This window comes from Ammoniphilus oxalaticus (assembly GCF_003609605.1).
In the GTDB taxonomy this organism is placed as follows: domain Bacteria; phylum Bacillota; class Bacilli; order Aneurinibacillales; family RAOX-1; genus Ammoniphilus; species Ammoniphilus oxalaticus.
Genome location: NZ_MCHY01000013.1, coordinates 133,937 through 151,260, shown reverse-complemented (window position 1 = coordinate 151,260; position 17,324 = coordinate 133,937). Strand labels below are relative to the sequence as shown.

The 17,324-nt window shown below is 43.0% G+C and carries 14 protein-coding genes, 1 tRNA gene, 1 pseudogene and 2 riboswitches; of the genes and pseudogenes, 15 read left to right on the top strand and 1 reads right to left on the bottom strand.

Annotated features, from left to right (window positions below):
- Window positions 1-325: 325 nt before the first annotated feature.
- Window positions 326-691, bottom strand: a complete 366-nt coding sequence (locus tag BEP19_RS17195; protein ID WP_120191177.1) for a hypothetical protein — start codon at window positions 689-691, stop codon at window positions 326-328.
- A 199-nt stretch (window positions 692-890) separates the two neighbouring features.
- A riboswitch (cobalamin riboswitch) is annotated at window positions 891-1,076 on the top strand.
- 152 nt (window positions 1,077-1,228) lie between these two features.
- Here BEP19_RS17195 and BEP19_RS17190 point away from each other — a divergent pair.
- The 15 genes and pseudogenes from BEP19_RS17190 to BEP19_RS17120 all read left to right on the top strand — a co-directional run bounded on the left by BEP19_RS17190 (window position 1,229) and on the right by BEP19_RS17120 (window position 17,221).
- On the top strand, window positions 1,229-2,224 hold the full coding sequence (locus tag BEP19_RS17190; protein WP_120191176.1) for an ABC transporter substrate-binding protein: 996 nt from the start codon (window positions 1,229-1,231) through the stop codon (window positions 2,222-2,224).
- Window positions 2,221-3,270: a FecCD family ABC transporter permease gene (locus tag BEP19_RS17185; protein WP_120191175.1), complete on the top strand. Its 1,050-nt coding sequence runs from the start codon at window positions 2,221-2,223 to the stop codon at window positions 3,268-3,270. The genes BEP19_RS17190 and BEP19_RS17185 overlap by 4 nt, the downstream gene beginning before the upstream one ends.
- On the top strand, window positions 3,267-4,094 hold the full coding sequence (locus tag BEP19_RS17180; protein ID WP_120191174.1) for a heme ABC transporter ATP-binding protein: 828 nt from the start codon (window positions 3,267-3,269) through the stop codon (window positions 4,092-4,094). Before BEP19_RS17185 ends, BEP19_RS17180 begins: the two co-directional genes overlap by 4 nt.
- Window positions 4,091-4,801, top strand: a pseudogene (locus BEP19_RS17175) (cobyric acid synthase); the annotation flags it as partial. The gene BEP19_RS17180 and the pseudogene BEP19_RS17175, both read left to right, overlap by 4 nt.
- Before the next feature lie 115 nt (window positions 4,802-4,916).
- Complete coding sequence (cobO, locus tag BEP19_RS17170) at window positions 4,917-5,465, top strand: cob(I)yrinic acid a,c-diamide adenosyltransferase (RefSeq protein WP_120191172.1); 549 nt, start codon at window positions 4,917-4,919, stop codon at window positions 5,463-5,465.
- Window positions 5,466-5,492: 27 nt separating this feature from the next.
- Window positions 5,493-6,320 carry a cobalamin-binding protein gene (locus BEP19_RS17165; RefSeq protein ID WP_120191171.1) on the top strand — a complete coding sequence of 276 codons (828 nt, stop codon included), beginning with the start codon at window positions 5,493-5,495 and terminating at the stop codon, window positions 6,318-6,320.
- Complete coding sequence (locus BEP19_RS17160; RefSeq protein WP_120191170.1) at window positions 6,302-7,684, top strand: cobyrinic acid a,c-diamide synthase CobB; 1,383 nt, start codon at window positions 6,302-6,304, stop codon at window positions 7,682-7,684. Before BEP19_RS17165 ends, BEP19_RS17160 begins: the two co-directional genes overlap by 19 nt.
- Before the next feature lie 339 nt (window positions 7,685-8,023).
- On the top strand, window positions 8,024-8,863 hold the full coding sequence (locus tag BEP19_RS17155) for a malate synthase (protein WP_120191169.1): 840 nt from the start codon (window positions 8,024-8,026) through the stop codon (window positions 8,861-8,863).
- A 215-nt stretch (window positions 8,864-9,078) separates the two neighbouring features.
- Complete coding sequence (locus BEP19_RS17150) at window positions 9,079-9,288, top strand: hypothetical protein (protein WP_120191168.1); 210 nt, start codon at window positions 9,079-9,081, stop codon at window positions 9,286-9,288.
- Window positions 9,289-10,156: 868 nt separating this feature from the next.
- The gene (locus tag BEP19_RS17145; RefSeq protein ID WP_245983671.1) at window positions 10,157-11,470 is read left to right on the top strand and encodes an L-lactate MFS transporter; all 1,314 of its coding nucleotides are present in this window, start codon (window positions 10,157-10,159) and stop codon (window positions 11,468-11,470) included.
- 234 nt (window positions 11,471-11,704) lie between these two features.
- Complete coding sequence (locus tag BEP19_RS17140) at window positions 11,705-13,000, top strand: L-lactate MFS transporter (RefSeq protein ID WP_120191214.1); 1,296 nt, start codon at window positions 11,705-11,707, stop codon at window positions 12,998-13,000.
- An 89-nt stretch (window positions 13,001-13,089) separates the two neighbouring features.
- The gene (locus BEP19_RS17135; protein ID WP_120191167.1) at window positions 13,090-13,545 is read left to right on the top strand and encodes a chemotaxis protein CheW; all 456 of its coding nucleotides are present in this window, start codon (window positions 13,090-13,092) and stop codon (window positions 13,543-13,545) included.
- 140 nt (window positions 13,546-13,685) lie between these two features.
- A tRNA-Gln gene (locus BEP19_RS17130) sits at window positions 13,686-13,760 on the top strand.
- Between the two features lie 275 nt (window positions 13,761-14,035).
- Window positions 14,036-15,574, top strand: coding sequence for a glutamine-hydrolyzing GMP synthase (gene guaA / locus BEP19_RS17125; protein ID WP_120191166.1), 1,539 nt, complete (start codon window positions 14,036-14,038; stop codon window positions 15,572-15,574).
- Window positions 15,575-15,650: 76 nt separating this feature from the next.
- Window positions 15,651-15,752: riboswitch (purine riboswitch) on the top strand.
- 113 nt (window positions 15,753-15,865) lie between these two features.
- Window positions 15,866-17,221: an NCS2 family permease gene (locus BEP19_RS17120; protein ID WP_120191165.1), complete on the top strand. Its 1,356-nt coding sequence runs from the start codon at window positions 15,866-15,868 to the stop codon at window positions 17,219-17,221.
- Window positions 17,222-17,324 lie beyond the last annotated feature (103 nt).

The following is a 17,324-nucleotide window of genomic DNA, read 5'->3' as shown; positions in this document are numbered from 1 at the left end:
CGCGTATTGCTCATGTATCTTCGGCGTAAAGGATTGCGATGAGATGGATTAGGACGCCATTGTATGCCCGCGCCGTCAAGCTTGAAGGACAAGTCTTATGGGGGTTATGTAGCGACGGACGATGTAGATGTCGTTGGTCACTAAAATGATAAAAGGTTGGGAGAAGCAGGCCGTTGCGAATGGAGGTTAACAACGGCTGCTTCAGCCAAGAAGAAGTTGAAAGGTGACAATGAAAATCATTATCATCCTTATTGTAACAGAAGTCGGTTAAAAATAATAGGGCAAAACAAAAAACAAGGGCTGATTCGCCCTTGTTTAAGTTAGACTAAGTAAGTCGCCTTTTTATCAATTCCGTATCAAATGCGCGTATCGCTTCATCCCCTCTTTTTAGGGTATCGAGCAAAGCGTCTTTGTCTCCGTTATTTATAAACAATTCCCATGCAGCAGACAAGTCTTCATGAAATGGAAACTCTATTATTACGTAACTCCGTTCAATCATGTCAAGAATTAAATTCTTTTCTATCAACATGGAGTGTATCGCTAGATACGCTTTAAGATCAATTTCCTTTCCTCCCGTTATCCTTATATCTTCGGCGGTTGTTTTCAATTGCGAAATGAGTGGAGCGACTGTATCGATTAAATTTAGAGCGTAGGGATCGCGGAGTATCTCCGTGATGTGGGGCCTTAGCATTATGAACACCTCCTGAAGTTATAGTCGAATCGTATCACTTAGTTATAGATCATGGTGGTGACAGTGTTGTGACAAAAGTAATGGGGGGACAATGGTGGATGTGTGATTGTTTGAATGGTCACAAAAAAAGTAACGAGGACATGAAAACGAGAGAATGACCTATGTTATAATGCTAGAGTGAGTGTATGGTTTGACCAATTAAATATTTTTGCAAATAGGTGCCTTGTCGTTTGACGAGGTTAAAAGGGAAGTCGGTGTGAGTCCGACGCGGTCCCGCCACTGTAAATCGGGGATACCTCGCAATCCACTGTTTCTTTTGGAAATGGGAAGGAGAGGAAGTCGATTACCCATAAGCCAGGAAACCTGCCTAAGTTGCTTGCCAACGAAATCCTTCGCGGAAAAGGATCGGTATAAATGTAGATTATTATTTTTGTTGTGTATAAATCTAAATTTTGCTGCATGCCTTGTTCCCGTGATGGAAGCAAGGCTTTTTTCGTTGAAAGAATGTATTACATATGAAAGGGAGAGAGAAGGTAAATGAAAAAGTTTTTAGCAAGTTTGTTAATTACGGCAATAACGCTGACTGTCAGCGCTTGCGGACAAGGAGAGCAAGCGCCTCGTGACAACGTGTCTCAAAATGAATCACAACAGGAGGAAAATGGATCTGGAGTAGAAAAAGCTGGGCAGGCAACTGTATATCCGATTACGGTAAAAGATGCAACGGGAACAGAGCATACTTTTGAGAAGGCGCCAGAACGAATCGTGTCTACTTCGCCATCTGAAACGGAAGTGATGTTTGCCTTGGGTCTCGGCGATAAACTCGTTGGTGTATCAGACTTTGATAATTATCCAGAGGAAGCGTTGGAAAAACCAAAGGTTGGCGGAGTATCCAAGCCAAATGAGGAGGCGATTATTTCGGCAAATCCGGATCTTGTGATCGGTGGTATTTCGATGAAGGATGATGTGGCCAAAGGGCTACGTGATCTTGACATCCCGCTTTATAAAACAGAACCCAAAAAGGTCAGTGATGTGTTGGACAACATCATTCGCTTCGGGGTGATTACAGATACGCAAGAAAAAGCGGAAGAGCTTGTCGCGCAAATGAGTCAAGATATTCAGTTCGTGACGGACAAAGCCGAGGAACTTCAGGATGCTGATAAAAAGAAAGTATACATTGAATTTTCTCCAGGTTGGACGGTCGGTAGAGGGGAGTTTATGGATGAACTGATTACGATCGCCGGCGGCTTGAATATTGCGAGGAATCTCGAAGGTTGGAATGCGATTAATGAAGAGAAAATCATCCAGGATAACCCGGATGTCATTTTATTTACGTCCGGTCGCTTTGACGATCAGTCAGGCGCTACAATCGATGAGTTAATCCGCTCAAGAGGCGGATGGGAGAAGATCAGCGCTTTACAGGAAGATCGTTTAATCGCTGTGGATGGAGATGTTGTATCGCGTCCGGGGCCGCGCATCACAGAAGCGCTTAAAATAATAGCTGAAGCTATTTACCCTGAATTATATAAGCAATGAAACGACGATTAGCGCTTTGGGGAGGAGTGGGTATAGCGCTCCTCCTTATTTCAATCGTTGTCAGTGTTTCGCTTGGCGCGGCTAACCTTCCGCTTTCGGAAGTGTGGGGGGTGCTGTTGCGTCAGCTCCCCTATATCAAACGCTTCGTAGTCGCTGATTGGGCAGACTCAACCGAACAAATTATTTTAAAAGTTCGTCTGCCGCGGGTGATTCTTGCGCTTCTTGTTGGCGCCTGTCTATCACTGGCGGGCGCTGGTTTTCAAGGGGTGCTTAGAAATCCTTTGGCCGATCCTTATACATTAGGCGTCTCATCAGGGGCGGCGGTCGGAGCTGCTTTTATTATTTTATTTGGTTTACATACGACTTTGTTCGGGACTTGGACGATTCCGATCGTTGCTTTCATAACAGGGTTAATTAGCCTCTTGATCGTGCTTCGATTAGCCAACGTTCATGGAACTTTTCGGCTGGAGACGATTATTTTATCTGGCGTGGTCGTATCCGCTTTCCTTGGCTCGCTTGTTTCTTTGATGGTATCGATGTCAGATCAAGTCGTCAATGAGATTATCTTCTGGCTGATGGGGAGTTTGGCGTTTCGTGGCTGGTCTTTTATTTTCGTTCTTTCGCCATATTTAGGAGTGGGCTTTGTCGTGTTAGTTTATTATAGCAGGGCGCTAAATTTATTTGCCCTTGGTGAAAGGCAAGCTGCCCACTTGGGTGTGAATATTGAGCGGACTCGGTTCGTCGTGTTGATTGTGTCCACATTGATTACAGCAGCGGCTGTGTCGATTGTCGGTACGATTGGCTTTGTCGGGCTTGTCGCGCCGCATTTAGTTAGACTGATGGTTGGACCTGATTACCGCATGCTTATTCCGTTGTCTGGGATTTTTGGGGCCATTTATGTGTTATGGGCCGACACACTGGCTCGTAATGTGTTGAGTCCGACTGAAATTCCACTTGGCGTCGTGACCTCATTTCTAGGCGCGCCCTTTTTTGCGTACTTACTTCGGAGAAATAAACAGGTGACGAAGGGGGGGAGTGGATCATGATTCAAGCAGAAAATGTAAGTATGGCTTATGGCGACCAACAGGTCCTTGATCAAATTAGCTTTTCCGCGCGGCAGGGCGAGTGTCTTGGGATCATCGGTCCTAATGGAAGTGGGAAATCGACCTTGCTCAAGCTACTTTCCGGTGTTCAGGCGCAGACGACAGGGAGGATTACGCTAAATGGAAAACCAGTGGAGCATTATACTCGCAAGCAATTAGCTAAGTTGCTTTCAGTGCTCCAGCAAGAAGCGTTGTCGCCTGTTGGTTTTACGGTTCGAGAAGTCGTTCAAATGGGCAGATACCCTTTTCAAAACTGGCTCGGTCAGGAAAGAGAGGACTGTGAATCGCTCATTGATTCGATCCTACAAAAAATGGGGTTAACCGAGTTGAGCGATCGCCATCTTGAGCAATTAAGCGGCGGAGAACGCCAGCGTGTTGCCCTTGGAAAAACAATGGCGCAACAGCCGAAGTTGCTCATGCTTGACGAACCGACGACCTATCTGGACATTGGTCATCAGATTCACTTGATGGATCGGATTCGTGAGTGGCAACAACAAGAACAAATGACGGTGATCGCAGTGTTGCATGATCTTAATCTTGCGGCTATGTATTGTGATCGGTTGCTCTTGCTGCATAAGGGTCAAGTGATTAAGATCGCCACGCCTGAGCAAGTTATTCGAGCGCCGTTAATTGAACAGGTGTATGGCACAATCCCTGTTGTAATCGATCATCCTGTTTATCATGTGCCGCAAATTATTTTACAAGGAAATGGGATTGGTCAGGATTCAGGTCATCCCCAGAGCAGGAAGGAGGTTGTCCAACGATGAAGAGTGAACCGAGTGAAGCGGCAACAATTATGTTTCAGGGGACTGCGTCGGATGTTGGAAAAAGTTTGTTGGTCGCAGCCCTTTGTCGCGTATTAACGCGGGATGGATTGAGGGTTGCTCCATTTAAGTCGCAAAATATGTCGTCCAATTCTTATTTGACGCGGGACCACAAGGAGATCGGACCTGCTCAAGGGATGCAGGCGGAGGCATGTGGAATTTCGGCAACAACCGATATGAATCCGATCCTTTTAAAACCGTCGATGGATATGAGCTCCCAGGTGATTGTTCATGGGAAACCATTTAAGGAATTAAGCGCGCGAGCATATAGAGAAGAGTATCTTCCTAAAGCGGAAACGATTGTAAAGGATGCCTTGGGGCGGCTGCGAACCGCGTATGATGTTGTTGTTATTGAAGGCGCGGGAAGTCCGACGGAAATTAATCTAAAGGACAGAGATATTGTGAATATGCGACTTGCCCATTGGGCGGACGCCCCTGTTATTTTAGTCGCGGATATTGATCGCGGCGGCGTGTTTGCCTCGATTGTGGGTACGTTGGAATTGGTGGAACCGCGCGAACGTGACCGAATCAAGGGGATTGTGATTAATAAGTTTCGCGGAGATGTTAGCTTGCTTCAACCGGGCATTGACTGGCTGGAAGAGCGGATTGGCAAGCCAGTGCTTGGCGTCGTTCCTTATCTGCCTGATTTGCATCAGTTGCGCCATGAGGTATCGCGAGAAGCATCTTTTAATCGTCTGGCTGAGCATTTCGCCAACCATGTCGACATGAAAATGATCTATTCAATATTAAAAGGGGGAAAGAGAGATGGATAAGCCGAACAAGGAACGGGGATTGACTCTTGTCTATACGGGTGATGGCAAAGGAAAAACAACAGCTGCGTTAGGTCTGGCGCTCCGCGCGTATGGTCGGGGGATGCGGGTATTAATCATCCAATTCATTAAATCGCCAGAACGTACATATGGAGAGAAGATCGTGTTCGACAAGTTAGGCGTTGAAATGGTCCAAAGGGGGATTGGCTTTACGTGGACAAAGACGCCTGAAGAACATCGTCAGGCTTTGAAAGAAGCGTGGGCATTTACAAAAGAGAAGATCATGGCGGGAGAACATGATCTCGTTATTTTAGATGAGATTAATAATGCGCTTGCGATTAATCAATTCCCGATTGACGATGTATTACCTTTGTCTGAAGTGATTGAACTGATAAAAAAGCGGCCGCAAGGTATGCATCTTATCATAACAGGACGCGATGCTCATCCACAAATCATTGAAGCGGCCGATCTCGTTTCAGAAGTAAAAGCTCAAAAGCACTATTATGACGACGGGATTCCCGCGGTGATGGGGATTGAGCTTTAAAAATGATATAAAAAGGCGGTTTGATTCATGAGGATTGTTTCAATTTGCCCGAGTAACACGGAATTGCTTGGGTTTATGGGATTAGCGGCAAACATTATTGGCGTGGACAACTATTCTGATTGGCCGAATGAAATCAAAGATCTGCCGCGATTGGGCTCTGATTTAGACATTGACATGGATGCGGTTGCGGCCCTTCAGCCCGATTTAGTTGTGGCTTCTTTAACTGTGCCTGGGATGGAAAAGAATATCACCCGTTTAGAGGAGCGGGGGTTGCCTTTTATTACACTGAATCCAAACAGTCTTGAAGATATAGGAAATAACTTGTTGAAGGTTGGGGAGGCGACCAACCAGCAAGCATTAGCAGAGGCGGCCCATCGTAAATATACTCAATTTTTAGAGGCGTTTTCAACGCGTTCACGCGGCTTGACTGCTCGACCTTCGTTGTACTGGGAGTGGTGGCCAAAACCTGTCTTTACACCTGGGGGGAAGAATTGGCTAACGGAAATAAGCGCATTAGCTGGAGGGTGTAATGTGTTCGCTGAAGATGAGCGGGCAAGTGTGAAAACAGATTGGGAAGATGTAAGGAAGCGGAAACCAGAATATATTATGATGGTCTGGGTTGGGGTGAAGGAACAATTGATGAAGCCAGAAACTCTTGAAAAGCGCCCAGACTGGCGGGAATTAGACGCGATAAAAGAAAAACGAGTATTTGTGATGGAAGAGTCGCTTTATTGTCGGCCTTCCCCAAGGTTGTTGCTGGGACTGCAAAAGTTGGGGGCTTTGCTTCACCCTGATCATTTCCCAGCTTACGATGCGAAGGAAGCGGAGGAATGGCTATGTCAGCGCGTAGAATAATTGTTGCTGGCACAGGAAGCGGCGTTGGAAAGACAACGGTAACGATTGGATTAATGGCCGCTTATAAAGCTCTTGGATACACGGTTCAGGGATTTAAATGCGGTCCGGATTATATTGATCCTACCTATCAAACGGCGGTAACTGGGCGCTTGGCTCGTAATTTGGATAGTTGGATGTTTGGAGCAGCTGGTGTTCAAGAGGTTTTTTCTAAGGGGGTTGAAGGCGCGGAAATTGCTATTATTGAAGGGGTCATGGGCCTATTTGACGGAAAAGATCCGCTTTCTAATACAGGAAGCGCCGCGGAAATTGCGATGATAACCCATACCCCAATCTTGCTAGTTGTTGATTGCGGCGGAATGGCTAGAAGCGCGGCGGCAGTCATAAAAGGGTTCCAGACGCTCTCGCCAGACATTCATATCTGTGGAGTTGTGGCAAATCAGGTCGGCAGTAAAGGTCATTACGAGCTGATACGTCAAGCGGTTGAAAAGGAATGTGGAATTCCGATTATTGGTTATTTGCTAAGAGATGACACATTGCATATGCCTGAGCGTCATCTTGGACTTATTCCTGCCATTGAACGCGGAGATTTGAGGGAGTTTTTTGATAGGCTTTCGCGAACGATTAAAGGATCATTTGATTTACAGCGGCTCTATGAGGTGATGAGCGCGGATCCAGTTGAAGGAGCGAACGTGTTATTTCCAGCGACTAAGCTGAAAAAGAGGGCGCGGATCGCGGTGGCAAGAGATGCTGCCTTTCATTCCTATTATCCTGAAAACTTGGAGTTATTGGAGCATTTCGGAGCTGACATTGTTTATTTTTCCCCGCTAAAAGGAGAAGTGGTTCCTGAGGAGGCTCATAGTTTATATATTGGCGGTGGATTGTCAGAGGAATGTTTAGCTGCTCTCTCTGAGCAAAGCGATGCGCGTGAGTCTGTGCGTGAGGCGATTGCGAGCGGGATGCCAGTTTTGGCTGAGGGTGGTGGATTTGCTTTTTTAACACAATCAATTGAAACGGTTAGTGGTGAAGTATATCCACTCGTCGGGATTGCGCCTGGGAAGGTGAAGATGCAACCAAGACTAACAGCGCTTGGCTACCGTGAAATTTTCGGCGTGGAGGGAAACTTTTTGCTCGGTCTCAATGATCAAGCGAAAGGACATGAATTTCACTATTTTACTTTCGAACCAACCTTTGAATTAAATCCTTGTTATGTAACAAAAGGAATGCGAGGTAAGAAGGAAGAGGGGATTTTGCAAGCTAATCTCGTTGCTGGGTTTACCCAAATTCACTTTGCCTCAAATCCAAATTTGGCTGAACGATGGGTAGATTGTTGTGTTCAGTATAAAGAAAAATTGCTTGGCCTATGAGAAAGAGTTTCTCAAGCTGACACAAATGAGGACAAGAAATATCAAAAAAGATTCCTGCTTTGTTCATCCTCATCACATTGTTTTCAAATTAAAAAAACATCATTATACGATAAGCTAACTGGCATTGTCAACCGCAAATTTGCAATAATTTAGATTATATGATAATATATAGTTAGAATGTATTTGAAAGAGTATTTGATCATCGTGCGCAACTTCTTCCAGACAGAACTTGAGCGCGATTTTTTAATTTGAAAATATTTAGCCATTAAATTTCGGAAAATAATAATGTCAAAATAAATACCTAATTACCTAAATATCTTATATAAGGAGAGTGGGTTAGTGAACTTAATTAATGAAGAAATAACACATAAGGTTTTTGGTGAAGGTAATATTGTGGATCAGGATGGATCTATCATTACCGTTGATTTTAATGAGGACATTAAAAAATTCGTCTATCCTGATGTTTTTGCGGAATTTATCACACTAAATGACCGCGATACCGCGAAAGCTTTGGAAAAGGTCATTGCAAAAAGGGAATTGAAAGAAGAAGCGCTTGAAAGGAAACGTGAAGAAGAAAAAGAGCGCCTGGAACTTGAACGTCAACGTAGAGAATTACTGAAAAACCATCGGATTCATGAGAGCTCACAGATAGTGTTCTGGTTAGATGAAGAAGAACAACAATATGTGTTTACCGATTGGCAAGTATCTACTGGCGTAGTTCAGAGCGGTAAAAATAAAGGTCAACCAAACAGGGCGGCTCGTTTGCGTCCAAACAGCGCGGGTCTTCTGACTATAAGAGAACTGGATCAACCAGAAACAGAAAGACAAATTATCGGCCTCTACATGGTAGATGAAACATTTTCTGGCAGTCTTAGCGAGGATGGATTGGTCCCGTCTCATGAAGAGTTTAGAATCCAGCTAACAGATCAAGAAGCGGAAAAAATGTTGTTCTGGAACTATTATATCAATAGCAACTATCCTCACCGAACGACGTGGAATTCCGGTAAGTTTCGTTATTTCGATAATATTTGGACTGCTCAAATTTTGAAAGATATTATTGCGTTAAAAACGGATGAAGAGGAAATCCAAAAGATTGAAAAGTTTTTGGAATACTTCTGTCAGGTGAATGCGCTTGACATGGATAACATCCCAGAAGCAAATGGAGCTTTGAAGCAATAAGTTAGATGGAAATAAGAAAGATCAAGTAAACTTGAAACGTTTGAAAAAAAGGTTCAAGTCCTATGTCATCTTTTTGCTTAGGAAGTGATTAAGGCCATTCACTGAGTTGAGTAGCTTAATGAATGGCCTTTTTTAGTTTGCCTCTTTGTCTTTTAATAATTGCGGGATCTATTTCTTTTTGCAGAATACTAGCTAAGTTAGGGAGATGATTCGTTATGACAGATTTTAATAAAAGAGCATTTACGGCGATTGGAAAAATTGGGGCTCAGACTGCAACTGATCATGTGCAGCTGATGACGCTGTTTGAGCTATTAGTAGAAAAAGGGGTTTTGTCCAGAGAAGAATTTGATAAAAAGTTTATGGAGATATATCAGACGGAAAGTCGAAAAATTCAAGAGTTTTTTCTCAAAGACGAAAGCGAATAAAGCCCCCATTGGATCCTTTTATAATTTGTCCGCTAGAAAGTGGAAGGCGCTGTTTTCAGGTGAAGCGCCTTCTATTTTTATGCTTTGTGATGACTCTTGACAAGCTGTATAAAGAGCAGTATATTCTAATTTGAGTGGATTGGAAATTTAAAGATATATTTTTGAGATGTAATGTGAAATTTTTCACAAAAGAACTTTTACACATTGTTTATAGTATAAAGAAAGCGATTTAATTAGCTGGTTAAAGAGTGATATGGAATCGATTCGCGTCCTCGGATAAAAGGGGTGAACAATATTTGATATTTTGACAATCTGTTTATTGTCAAAATGGTGAATTCTTTAGAAAATGATCGTAATTACAATATTTATGGGGTATTATAAAGGTGAAGAAAGAGATAGAACATCATGGTTAAAATTCAGTATTGGATTAGCGGCAACAAGTTCTTCATATTACTGTTATTATAATATTATGTGAAAAGATTCACATAATATTATAATAACAGTAAGTATAGTGCAAATGCATTTCTTTTTCCTAGTGGGGTAATACCCTACTCGCTTCCTTCTTCTTAAAGGTTTAAATGGAGAGAGAGTGGTGTCTTTCTCCACTAGGGAAAAGAATCGACACAATTAATTTTACATCCATTTCCTTCAAATAAAGCTTGAGTGAAGCGGGGTGAACTAGTAGGTAATACAAGTGTGGGTGGGTAGAATCGTATTTTTTTAAAAAGTTATTTTCCTTTATATCTTTATTCTTCTTTTAAATCTATTGGTTATAAGTTTTGGATTATTGGAATGATTTATCAAACGAACATCACGTGAAGACACCATGGAGAGATAAATAATTAGAAAATTCTCTAGGAGGTCCATCATGGGATCAACAATGAAAGTAAAAAATCGCTGGCTTATCGCTTTGTGCGCGGTGGGGCTTCATATTTCAATTGGCTCAGTTTACGCCTGGAGTAACTTTACCGATCCACTTTTAGAAATTGGACAAGGTCAGGGTTGGACAAACGCCAATGTACAGTTAACATTTAGTATCGCAATTTTATTCTTAGGTTTATCTGCAGCATTCTTAGGTCACTTTGTAGAGAAACATGGCCCTCGGAAAACAGGGTTGATTGCGGCTACTTTTTTCGGGATCGGTATATTCACAACGGGCTTTGCGGTTAAAATGGAATCTTTAACGATGATTTATCTGACGTATGGTGTATTGGGTGGAATAGGGCTTGGCACGGGATATATTGCGCCAGTTTCCACTCTTGTCAAATGGTTCCCTGATCGGAGAGGGTTGGCGACTGGACTTGCGATTATGGGTTTTGGATTCGCGGCCGCTGTCGCTTCGCCAATCATGGATTATTTAAACGGAACTGTAGGTGTCGCAAATACATTTTTCATTTTAGGGGCTTCATATTTTGTCGTCATGTTTTTATCTTCATTATATCTGGAAAAGCCGCCAGAAGGCTGGGCGCCAGCTTCGTTTGAAGCGGATGCGGGTTCTGGAGAGAAGGTTTCAAAACAACCTGAAGACTTATCCCAACTTACAGCGAATGAAGCGATTAAAACAAAACGTTTCTATTATATGTGGTTTATGTTATTTATTAATATTACGTGCGGTATTGCGGTTACTTCCGCAGCCAAAGTTTTAGCTGTAGATGATTTTGGAATGGCGGTAGCTGTGGCTGCCACGTTTGTAGGGGCGATGGGTGTCATGAACGGCGGAGGGCGTATTGGTTGGGCTACCGCATCCGATTACCTCGGCCGAATGAACACTTGGACTATCTTTTTTGTACTACAAATTTTCTTATTCTTCCTCTTGCCAAAAGTGAGCGGTGTTATGGCATTCGTTATCATTTCAGCAGTGATTTATTCCTGTTACGGCGGAGGTTTCGCGGCGATACCGGCCTTTATCGGTGACGTTTTCGGAACTAAACAACTCGGAGCGATCCACGGTTATATCCTGACAGCTTGGTCCGCGGGTGGGCTTGCTGGTCCATTGTTTGCGGCCTATATGAAAGACGTGACAGGGAGTTATGCGAACAGTTTGATCTATTTCTCAGGCCTTATGGTCGTTGCATTCTTCGTATCGATATTAATGCGTATGGAAATGAATAAGCTTCGCAGACAAAATGAGTTAAAAAAGAAAAGCGCTGAAAATAGCTTTGAAGGCGCGAAAGCGATCTAATTTTCAAGGGGAATGTAATAAAGGTGTAAGGGTTGTCTGGAAGGTCAGTGAAAAGTGACTTTCTAAGACGCCCTTTTTTTATTGATTAATTAAGAGAGGTTCTTGCCGTGGGCGTGATTGTATAAGTATACTTCAGGCGTTTTTCGGCAAAATACAAATAGGTTTGTTACTGAAGGGCATTACAAAAAACTAAACAACTAATTATTTGGAGGAATGTAAATGAGTTCACAAAAAGTGAAGAACCGCTGGCTTATTGCTTTATCAGCAGTGGGGCTTCATATTTCGATTGGTTCGGTGTATGCCTGGAGTAACTTTACCGATCCGCTTTTAGAAATTGGACAAGGTCAGGGTTGGACAAACGCCAATGTACAGTTAACATTCAGTATCGCAATTCTGTTCTTAGGTTTATCCGCCGCATTCTTAGGTCACTTTGTAGAGAGACACGGCCCTCGGAAAACAGGGTTGATTGCGGCTGCTTTTTTCGGGATCGGTATATTCACAACGGGTTTTGCGGTTAAAATGGAATCTTTAATGATGATTTATTTGACGTATGGTGTATTAGGTGGAATAGGGCTTGGCACGGGATATATTGCGCCAGTTTCTACTCTAATTAAATGGTTCCCTGACCGAAGGGGTTTGGCGACTGGGCTTGCGATCATGGGCTTTGGATTCGCGGCCGCTATATCTTCACCAATTATGAACTATTTGATTGTTACGGTAGGCGTAGCGAATACATTCTTTATTTTAGGAGCCGCATACTTTGTGGTCATGCTTTCAGCTTCATTATATCTGGAGAGACCGCCAGAAGGTTGGAGCCCAGCTTCATTTGAGGCGGATGCGGGTTCTGGGGAAAAGGTTTCAAAACAACCTGAAGACTTATCCCAACTTACAGCGAATGAGGCGATTAAAACAAGACGCTTCTATTATATGTGGTTGATGTTATTTATTAATGTTACGTGCGGTATTGCCGTTACTTCCGCAGCCAAAGTTTTAGCTGTAGATGATTTTGGAATGGCGGTAGCCGCGGCTGCCACGTTTGTAGGGGCGATGGGTGTCATGAATGGCGGAGGGCGTATTGGTTGGGCTACCGCATCCGATTACCTCGGCCGAATGAACACTTGGACTATCTTTTTTGTACTGCAAATTTTCTTATTCTTCCTCATGCCAAAAGTAACGAGTGTAACATCGTTTGTCATCATTGCTGCAGTGATTTATTCCTGTTACGGCGGAGGTTTCGCGGCGATACCGGCCTTTATCGGTGACGTTTTCGGAACTAAACAACTCGGCGCGATCCACGGATATATCCTGACAGCTTGGTCAGCGGGTGGGCTTGTCGGTCCATTGTTTGCCGCGTATATGAGAGACGTGACGGGGAGCTATGCGAACAGTTTGATCTACTTTTCAGGCTTTATGGTGGTTGCGCTTATCGTCTCGATATTAATGCGCATGGAGCTAAATAGGCTTCGTAGACAAAATGAATTAGACAAACAAAAAAATGACAGGAATCTTGAGGGGGTAAAAGCGGGTTAGTATAAAGGAGGGAATAAAGAAGTCCGATTAGGGCTTCTTTTTTAATTAAAATAGGTATAAGATAAGAGATAGGGGAGGGGAGTGGAGATATGGAGCAAACTCAGTCTGTAGAGCTTGACCAAGAATTATTGAAAATTGTGACCTTTCAAGTAAATGACGAGGAGTATGGAACAAATATTTCTTTAGTAAATTCAATCGAAAAAATAATGGAGATTACGAGGGTTCCTAATGTTAGCGAATACATAGTTGGGGTTATGAATTTGCGCGGCAATGTGATTCCGATTGTAGACTTACGGAAGAGATTTGGTCTGCCTGCTAAGGAATTTGATGATGAAACCCGTATTATCGTTTTGCAGTTAAAAGAAATCGAGGTAGGTATTGTTGTCGACAGTTGCAGCAGTGTAGTCGATATTAATAAGGGAGACATCGAGCCGCCTCCGACGGTTTCGGGTGATGTTGATACCTCCTTTATCTTAGGGGCCGTTAAAATAGATCGCCGTTTGATTATTTTGCTGGACATGGAAGAAACAATAAAAAATGTGTGATAAAATAAAGTCGGCTGCCTGAAGGGGGGGAAGGTCGGCTGGTTAAAAATAACGCAAGACTAGTCATAATCAAAATCAAAAACATTTGTTTGTTGTATAAAATAGTATGATTGGTCTATAATAGTATTACAATGATTTGATGGCCCGTAGCCAAGCGGTAAGGCAACGGACTTTGACTCCGTCATGCCCTGGTTCGAATCCAGGCGGGCCAGCCAATTCTCCTTTAAAAATCCTTTCTTAAAAAAATCCCAATTTACTTACTGCGAAATAACTTGATCATTATTAATATGATATTGACTTTCTTGACATATGGATAGACTTTGATAAAATTAATTCGTTAAAGATAGGTTAACGTATAATTTTAAGACTTCAAAATATGTCGGGGAAAACCAACGCCGAATTTTCCTTCGTGGGGAATTCGGTTTTATGTTTTTGGGACATAAGAGAATACTATTGACATACATACAGCAAAAACAAGGAGGAAATGACTGTGGAAAGACCGAATGAAATTGTGCTTGTGCTTGATTTTGGCGGCCAATACAATCAATTAATCGCTCGACGTGTGAGGGACCTTGGAGTGTATAGTGAGCTGCTTCCTTATAGTACTCCCTTGGAAAAGATTAAAGAACTGCAACCGAAGGGGATTATTCTTTCGGGAGGTCCAGCTAGTGTGGACGCCGAGGATTCTTTTATTGCGGACAAAGGAATATATGAACTAGGAATTCCAGTGCTAGGGATTTGTTATGGAATGCAATTAATGGCTTATCAACTGGAAGGTAAGGTTGAGCGCGCCAATAAGCGCGAATATGGTAAAGCCGTGATCCAAGTTTCAAAAGAAAATCCTTTGTTTAGCAATTTAGATGAAACACAAAATGTTTGGATGAGTCACAGCGACTTGGTGACAGAGCCGCCGTCGGGTTTTGGAGTAGACGCCAGTAGTGAACACTGCGCAGTTGCAGCGATGAGTTCTAAAGAGAAAAACTTATATGCTGTTCAATTTCACCCTGAAGTTCAGCATACGGAATACGGTAATGAGATTTTGAAAAATTTCCTTTATCAGATTTGCGAATGTGAGGGTAAATGGTCAATGGAAAACTTCATTGAACAACAAATACGTGAGATTAGAGAGCTTGTAGGGGACAAGCAAGTGCTTTGCGCTTTAAGCGGAGGCGTTGATTCCTCTGTTGTCGCTGTTTTAATCCATAAAGCGATTGGAGACCAGTTAACCTGTATGTTTATCGATCACGGTTTGCTGCGCAAAGGTGAAGCGGAAAGCGTAATGGAGACTTTTAGCGAAGGTTTCCATATGAAGGTTTTAAAAATTGACGCTCAGGAACGTTTCCTTAGCAAACTGAAAGGTGTTTCCGACCCTGAACAAAAGCGTAAGATCATTGGAAATGAATTCATTTATTTATTTGAAGAAGAGTCAAAAAGCTTAGAGGGAATGGATTTTCTTGCTCAAGGAACGCTCTACACGGATATTGTTGAGAGCGGCACGGCCACATCGCAAACGATAAAGTCGCATCATAATGTCGGTGGATTGCCCGAAGATATGGAATTTGAACTGATCGAACCGCTAAACACGTTATTTAAAGACGAGGTTCGTAAAGTGGGTGAAGAGCTCGGGTTGCCGAGTGAAATCGTATGGAGGCAACCTTTCCCAGGACCGGGTTTAGGGATTCGGATTATCGGTGAGATTACAGAGGACAAGCTTAAAATTGTGCGTGATTCCGATTATATTTTGCGAGATGAAATCCAGAAAGCTGGCTTGGACCGTGAGATTTGGCAATACTTTACCGCCTTGCCTGACATGAAAAGTGTAGGGGTAATGGGAGACATGCGAACTTACTCTTACACGGTCGGCATTCGCGCGGTCACTTCCATTGATGGAATGACGGCGGATTGGGCTAGAATCCCTTACGATGTGCTTGAGAAGATTTCAGTCCGTATTGTCAATGAAGTTGAAAATGTAAATCGGGTCGTTTACGACATTACTTCTAAGCCGCCAGCTACGATCGAGTGGGAATAAAAGACGAGACTAGATTCCGTATTGATTTTATTGTCGAATCTTGTTAGGATAGCCATGTTGATGACAAAAATGACGCTAAACTTAATACTAAGCATTTCGTATAATCTCAAGGATAGGGCTTGAAAGTTTCTACCGAGCTGCCGTAAATGGCTCGACTACGGGATGGTTTAATTGGGTATGTTTCTTTTTGTACTCATTAAAACTATTTTTTGGTAAATGATAAGGCCTAAGTAGGGATTTTTAAAACTACTTAGGCTTTTTTATTTTCCTAACCAAAAGGAGATTGGTTGTATGCTTAATCAACAGACTTCAGTGAGGACAGAAATTATTGCGGGAATTACAACTTTCGTGACCATGGCCTATATTCTGTTCGTGAACCCGTCTACACTTGCCACTACGGGAATGGATCCGAACGCGGTCTTTATTGCGACGTGCCTCGGGGCGGGAATTGTATCGATTATGATGGGGCTCATTGTGAAAGCGCCGATTGGGTTGGCTCCAGGGATGGGGTTGAATGCTTATTTTGCGGTTGTTGCCGCCCCGAATGGACTTATGACATGGCAAACGGCATTGGCTGCGGTATTTATTTCAGGTATCATTTTTCTTATTTTAACAGTGACGGGTTTCCGTCAGGCGTTGGTGGAAGCAGTACCGAAAAGTCTTCAATATGCGATTACCGTCGGAATCGGATTGTTCATTGCATTGCTTGGATTTAAACTCTCGGGATTGATCGCGCTTCAGGCAGCTCCGATCCCGCCAACGATCGAATCACTTCAAGGTGGGGCCCCTGTTACCTTACTGCCATTTGAATGGAATCTGCATTTGGCGAGTTTTGAATATTTTTATGGTAATTCGGGTTTACTTGCTTTTATTGGCTTATTGATTACGAGTATTCTTATGGTCCGTGGAATTAAAGGATCGATATTAATTGGGATTGTGATTTCTACCCTTATTGGAATTCCGATGGGTGTGACGGATCTTTCCTCCCTGCAAGGAGCCAGCTGGTTTCCTGATTTTTCGAATACGAACTTCTTAGCATTAGACTTTAAAGGCGTACTTGGAATTGGAATTCTTGAAGTTATTTTCGTTTTTACGTTTGTGGAACTATTTGACACGTTCGGCACGATGGTCGCCACGATGGATCGGGCGGGAATCTTAAAACAACCCGATGGGAAGAAACGTTTGTCAAAAGCGATGATGGTTGATGCGTCCGGCGTTTCGATTGGGGCTTTATTAGGCACTAGTACGATCACAGCCTTTGTTGAAAGTTCATCTGGGATTGAGGCTGGCGGTCGTCGCGGCTTAACGGCGATAACCATTGGGGTTTTGTTTATCTTGGCCTTGTTTATCGCTCCTTTAGCAGGGATCGTTCCGAGCGCGGCAACGGCGTCTGCGTTGATCATTGTCGGCGTGTTGATGATGCAAAATGTAGTGAATATAAAATTTGACGACATGTTGGAAGCTATTCCCGCATTTTTAACGATCGTGTTAATGCCGTTATCGCAAAGCATTGCGAATGGGATTTCAGCGGGAATTATTTTCTATGTCATTTTAGGATCACTGCGCGGTAAGAAAGTTCATATTATTATGTGGATCTTAGCCGTTGTCGTCGTGGCTCGCTATCTATTTATTGGCGGGGAGATATAAAAAGAGATAAAAGACAAAAAGGGCGTAAGAATGCCCTTTTTTAGGTTCTAAATGGAAGGTTCATGTAGGAAACAATTCTAAAAGCGAACATTCATATGGATAA

Bases quoted from the DNA above. Each gene is read 5' to 3' on its own strand.
- BEP19_RS17160 (WP_120191170.1), top strand. From the start codon at position 6,302: ATGTCAGCGCGTAGAATAATTGTTGCTGGCACAGGAAGCGGCGTTGGA.
- BEP19_RS17185 (WP_120191175.1), top strand. From the start codon at position 2,221: ATGAAACGACGATTAGCGCTTTGGGGAGGAGTGGGTATAGCGCTCCTC.
- BEP19_RS17120 (WP_120191165.1), top strand. From the start codon at position 15,866: ATGCTTAATCAACAGACTTCAGTGAGGACAGAAATTATTGCGGGAATT.
- BEP19_RS17165 (WP_120191171.1), top strand. From the start codon at position 5,493: ATGAGGATTGTTTCAATTTGCCCGAGTAACACGGAATTGCTTGGGTTT.
- BEP19_RS17190 (WP_120191176.1), top strand. From the start codon at position 1,229: ATGAAAAAGTTTTTAGCAAGTTTGTTAATTACGGCAATAACGCTGACT.
- BEP19_RS17180 (WP_120191174.1), top strand. From the start codon at position 3,267: ATGATTCAAGCAGAAAATGTAAGTATGGCTTATGGCGACCAACAGGTC.
- cobO (WP_120191172.1), top strand. From the start codon at position 4,917: ATGGATAAGCCGAACAAGGAACGGGGATTGACTCTTGTCTATACGGGT.
- BEP19_RS17150 (WP_120191168.1), top strand. From the start codon at position 9,079: ATGACAGATTTTAATAAAAGAGCATTTACGGCGATTGGAAAAATTGGG.
- BEP19_RS17145 (WP_245983671.1), top strand. From the start codon at position 10,157: ATGGGATCAACAATGAAAGTAAAAAATCGCTGGCTTATCGCTTTGTGC.
- BEP19_RS17195 (WP_120191177.1), bottom strand. From the start codon at position 691: ATGCTAAGGCCCCACATCACGGAGATACTCCGCGATCCCTACGCTCTA.
- BEP19_RS17135 (WP_120191167.1), top strand. From the start codon at position 13,090: ATGGAGCAAACTCAGTCTGTAGAGCTTGACCAAGAATTATTGAAAATT.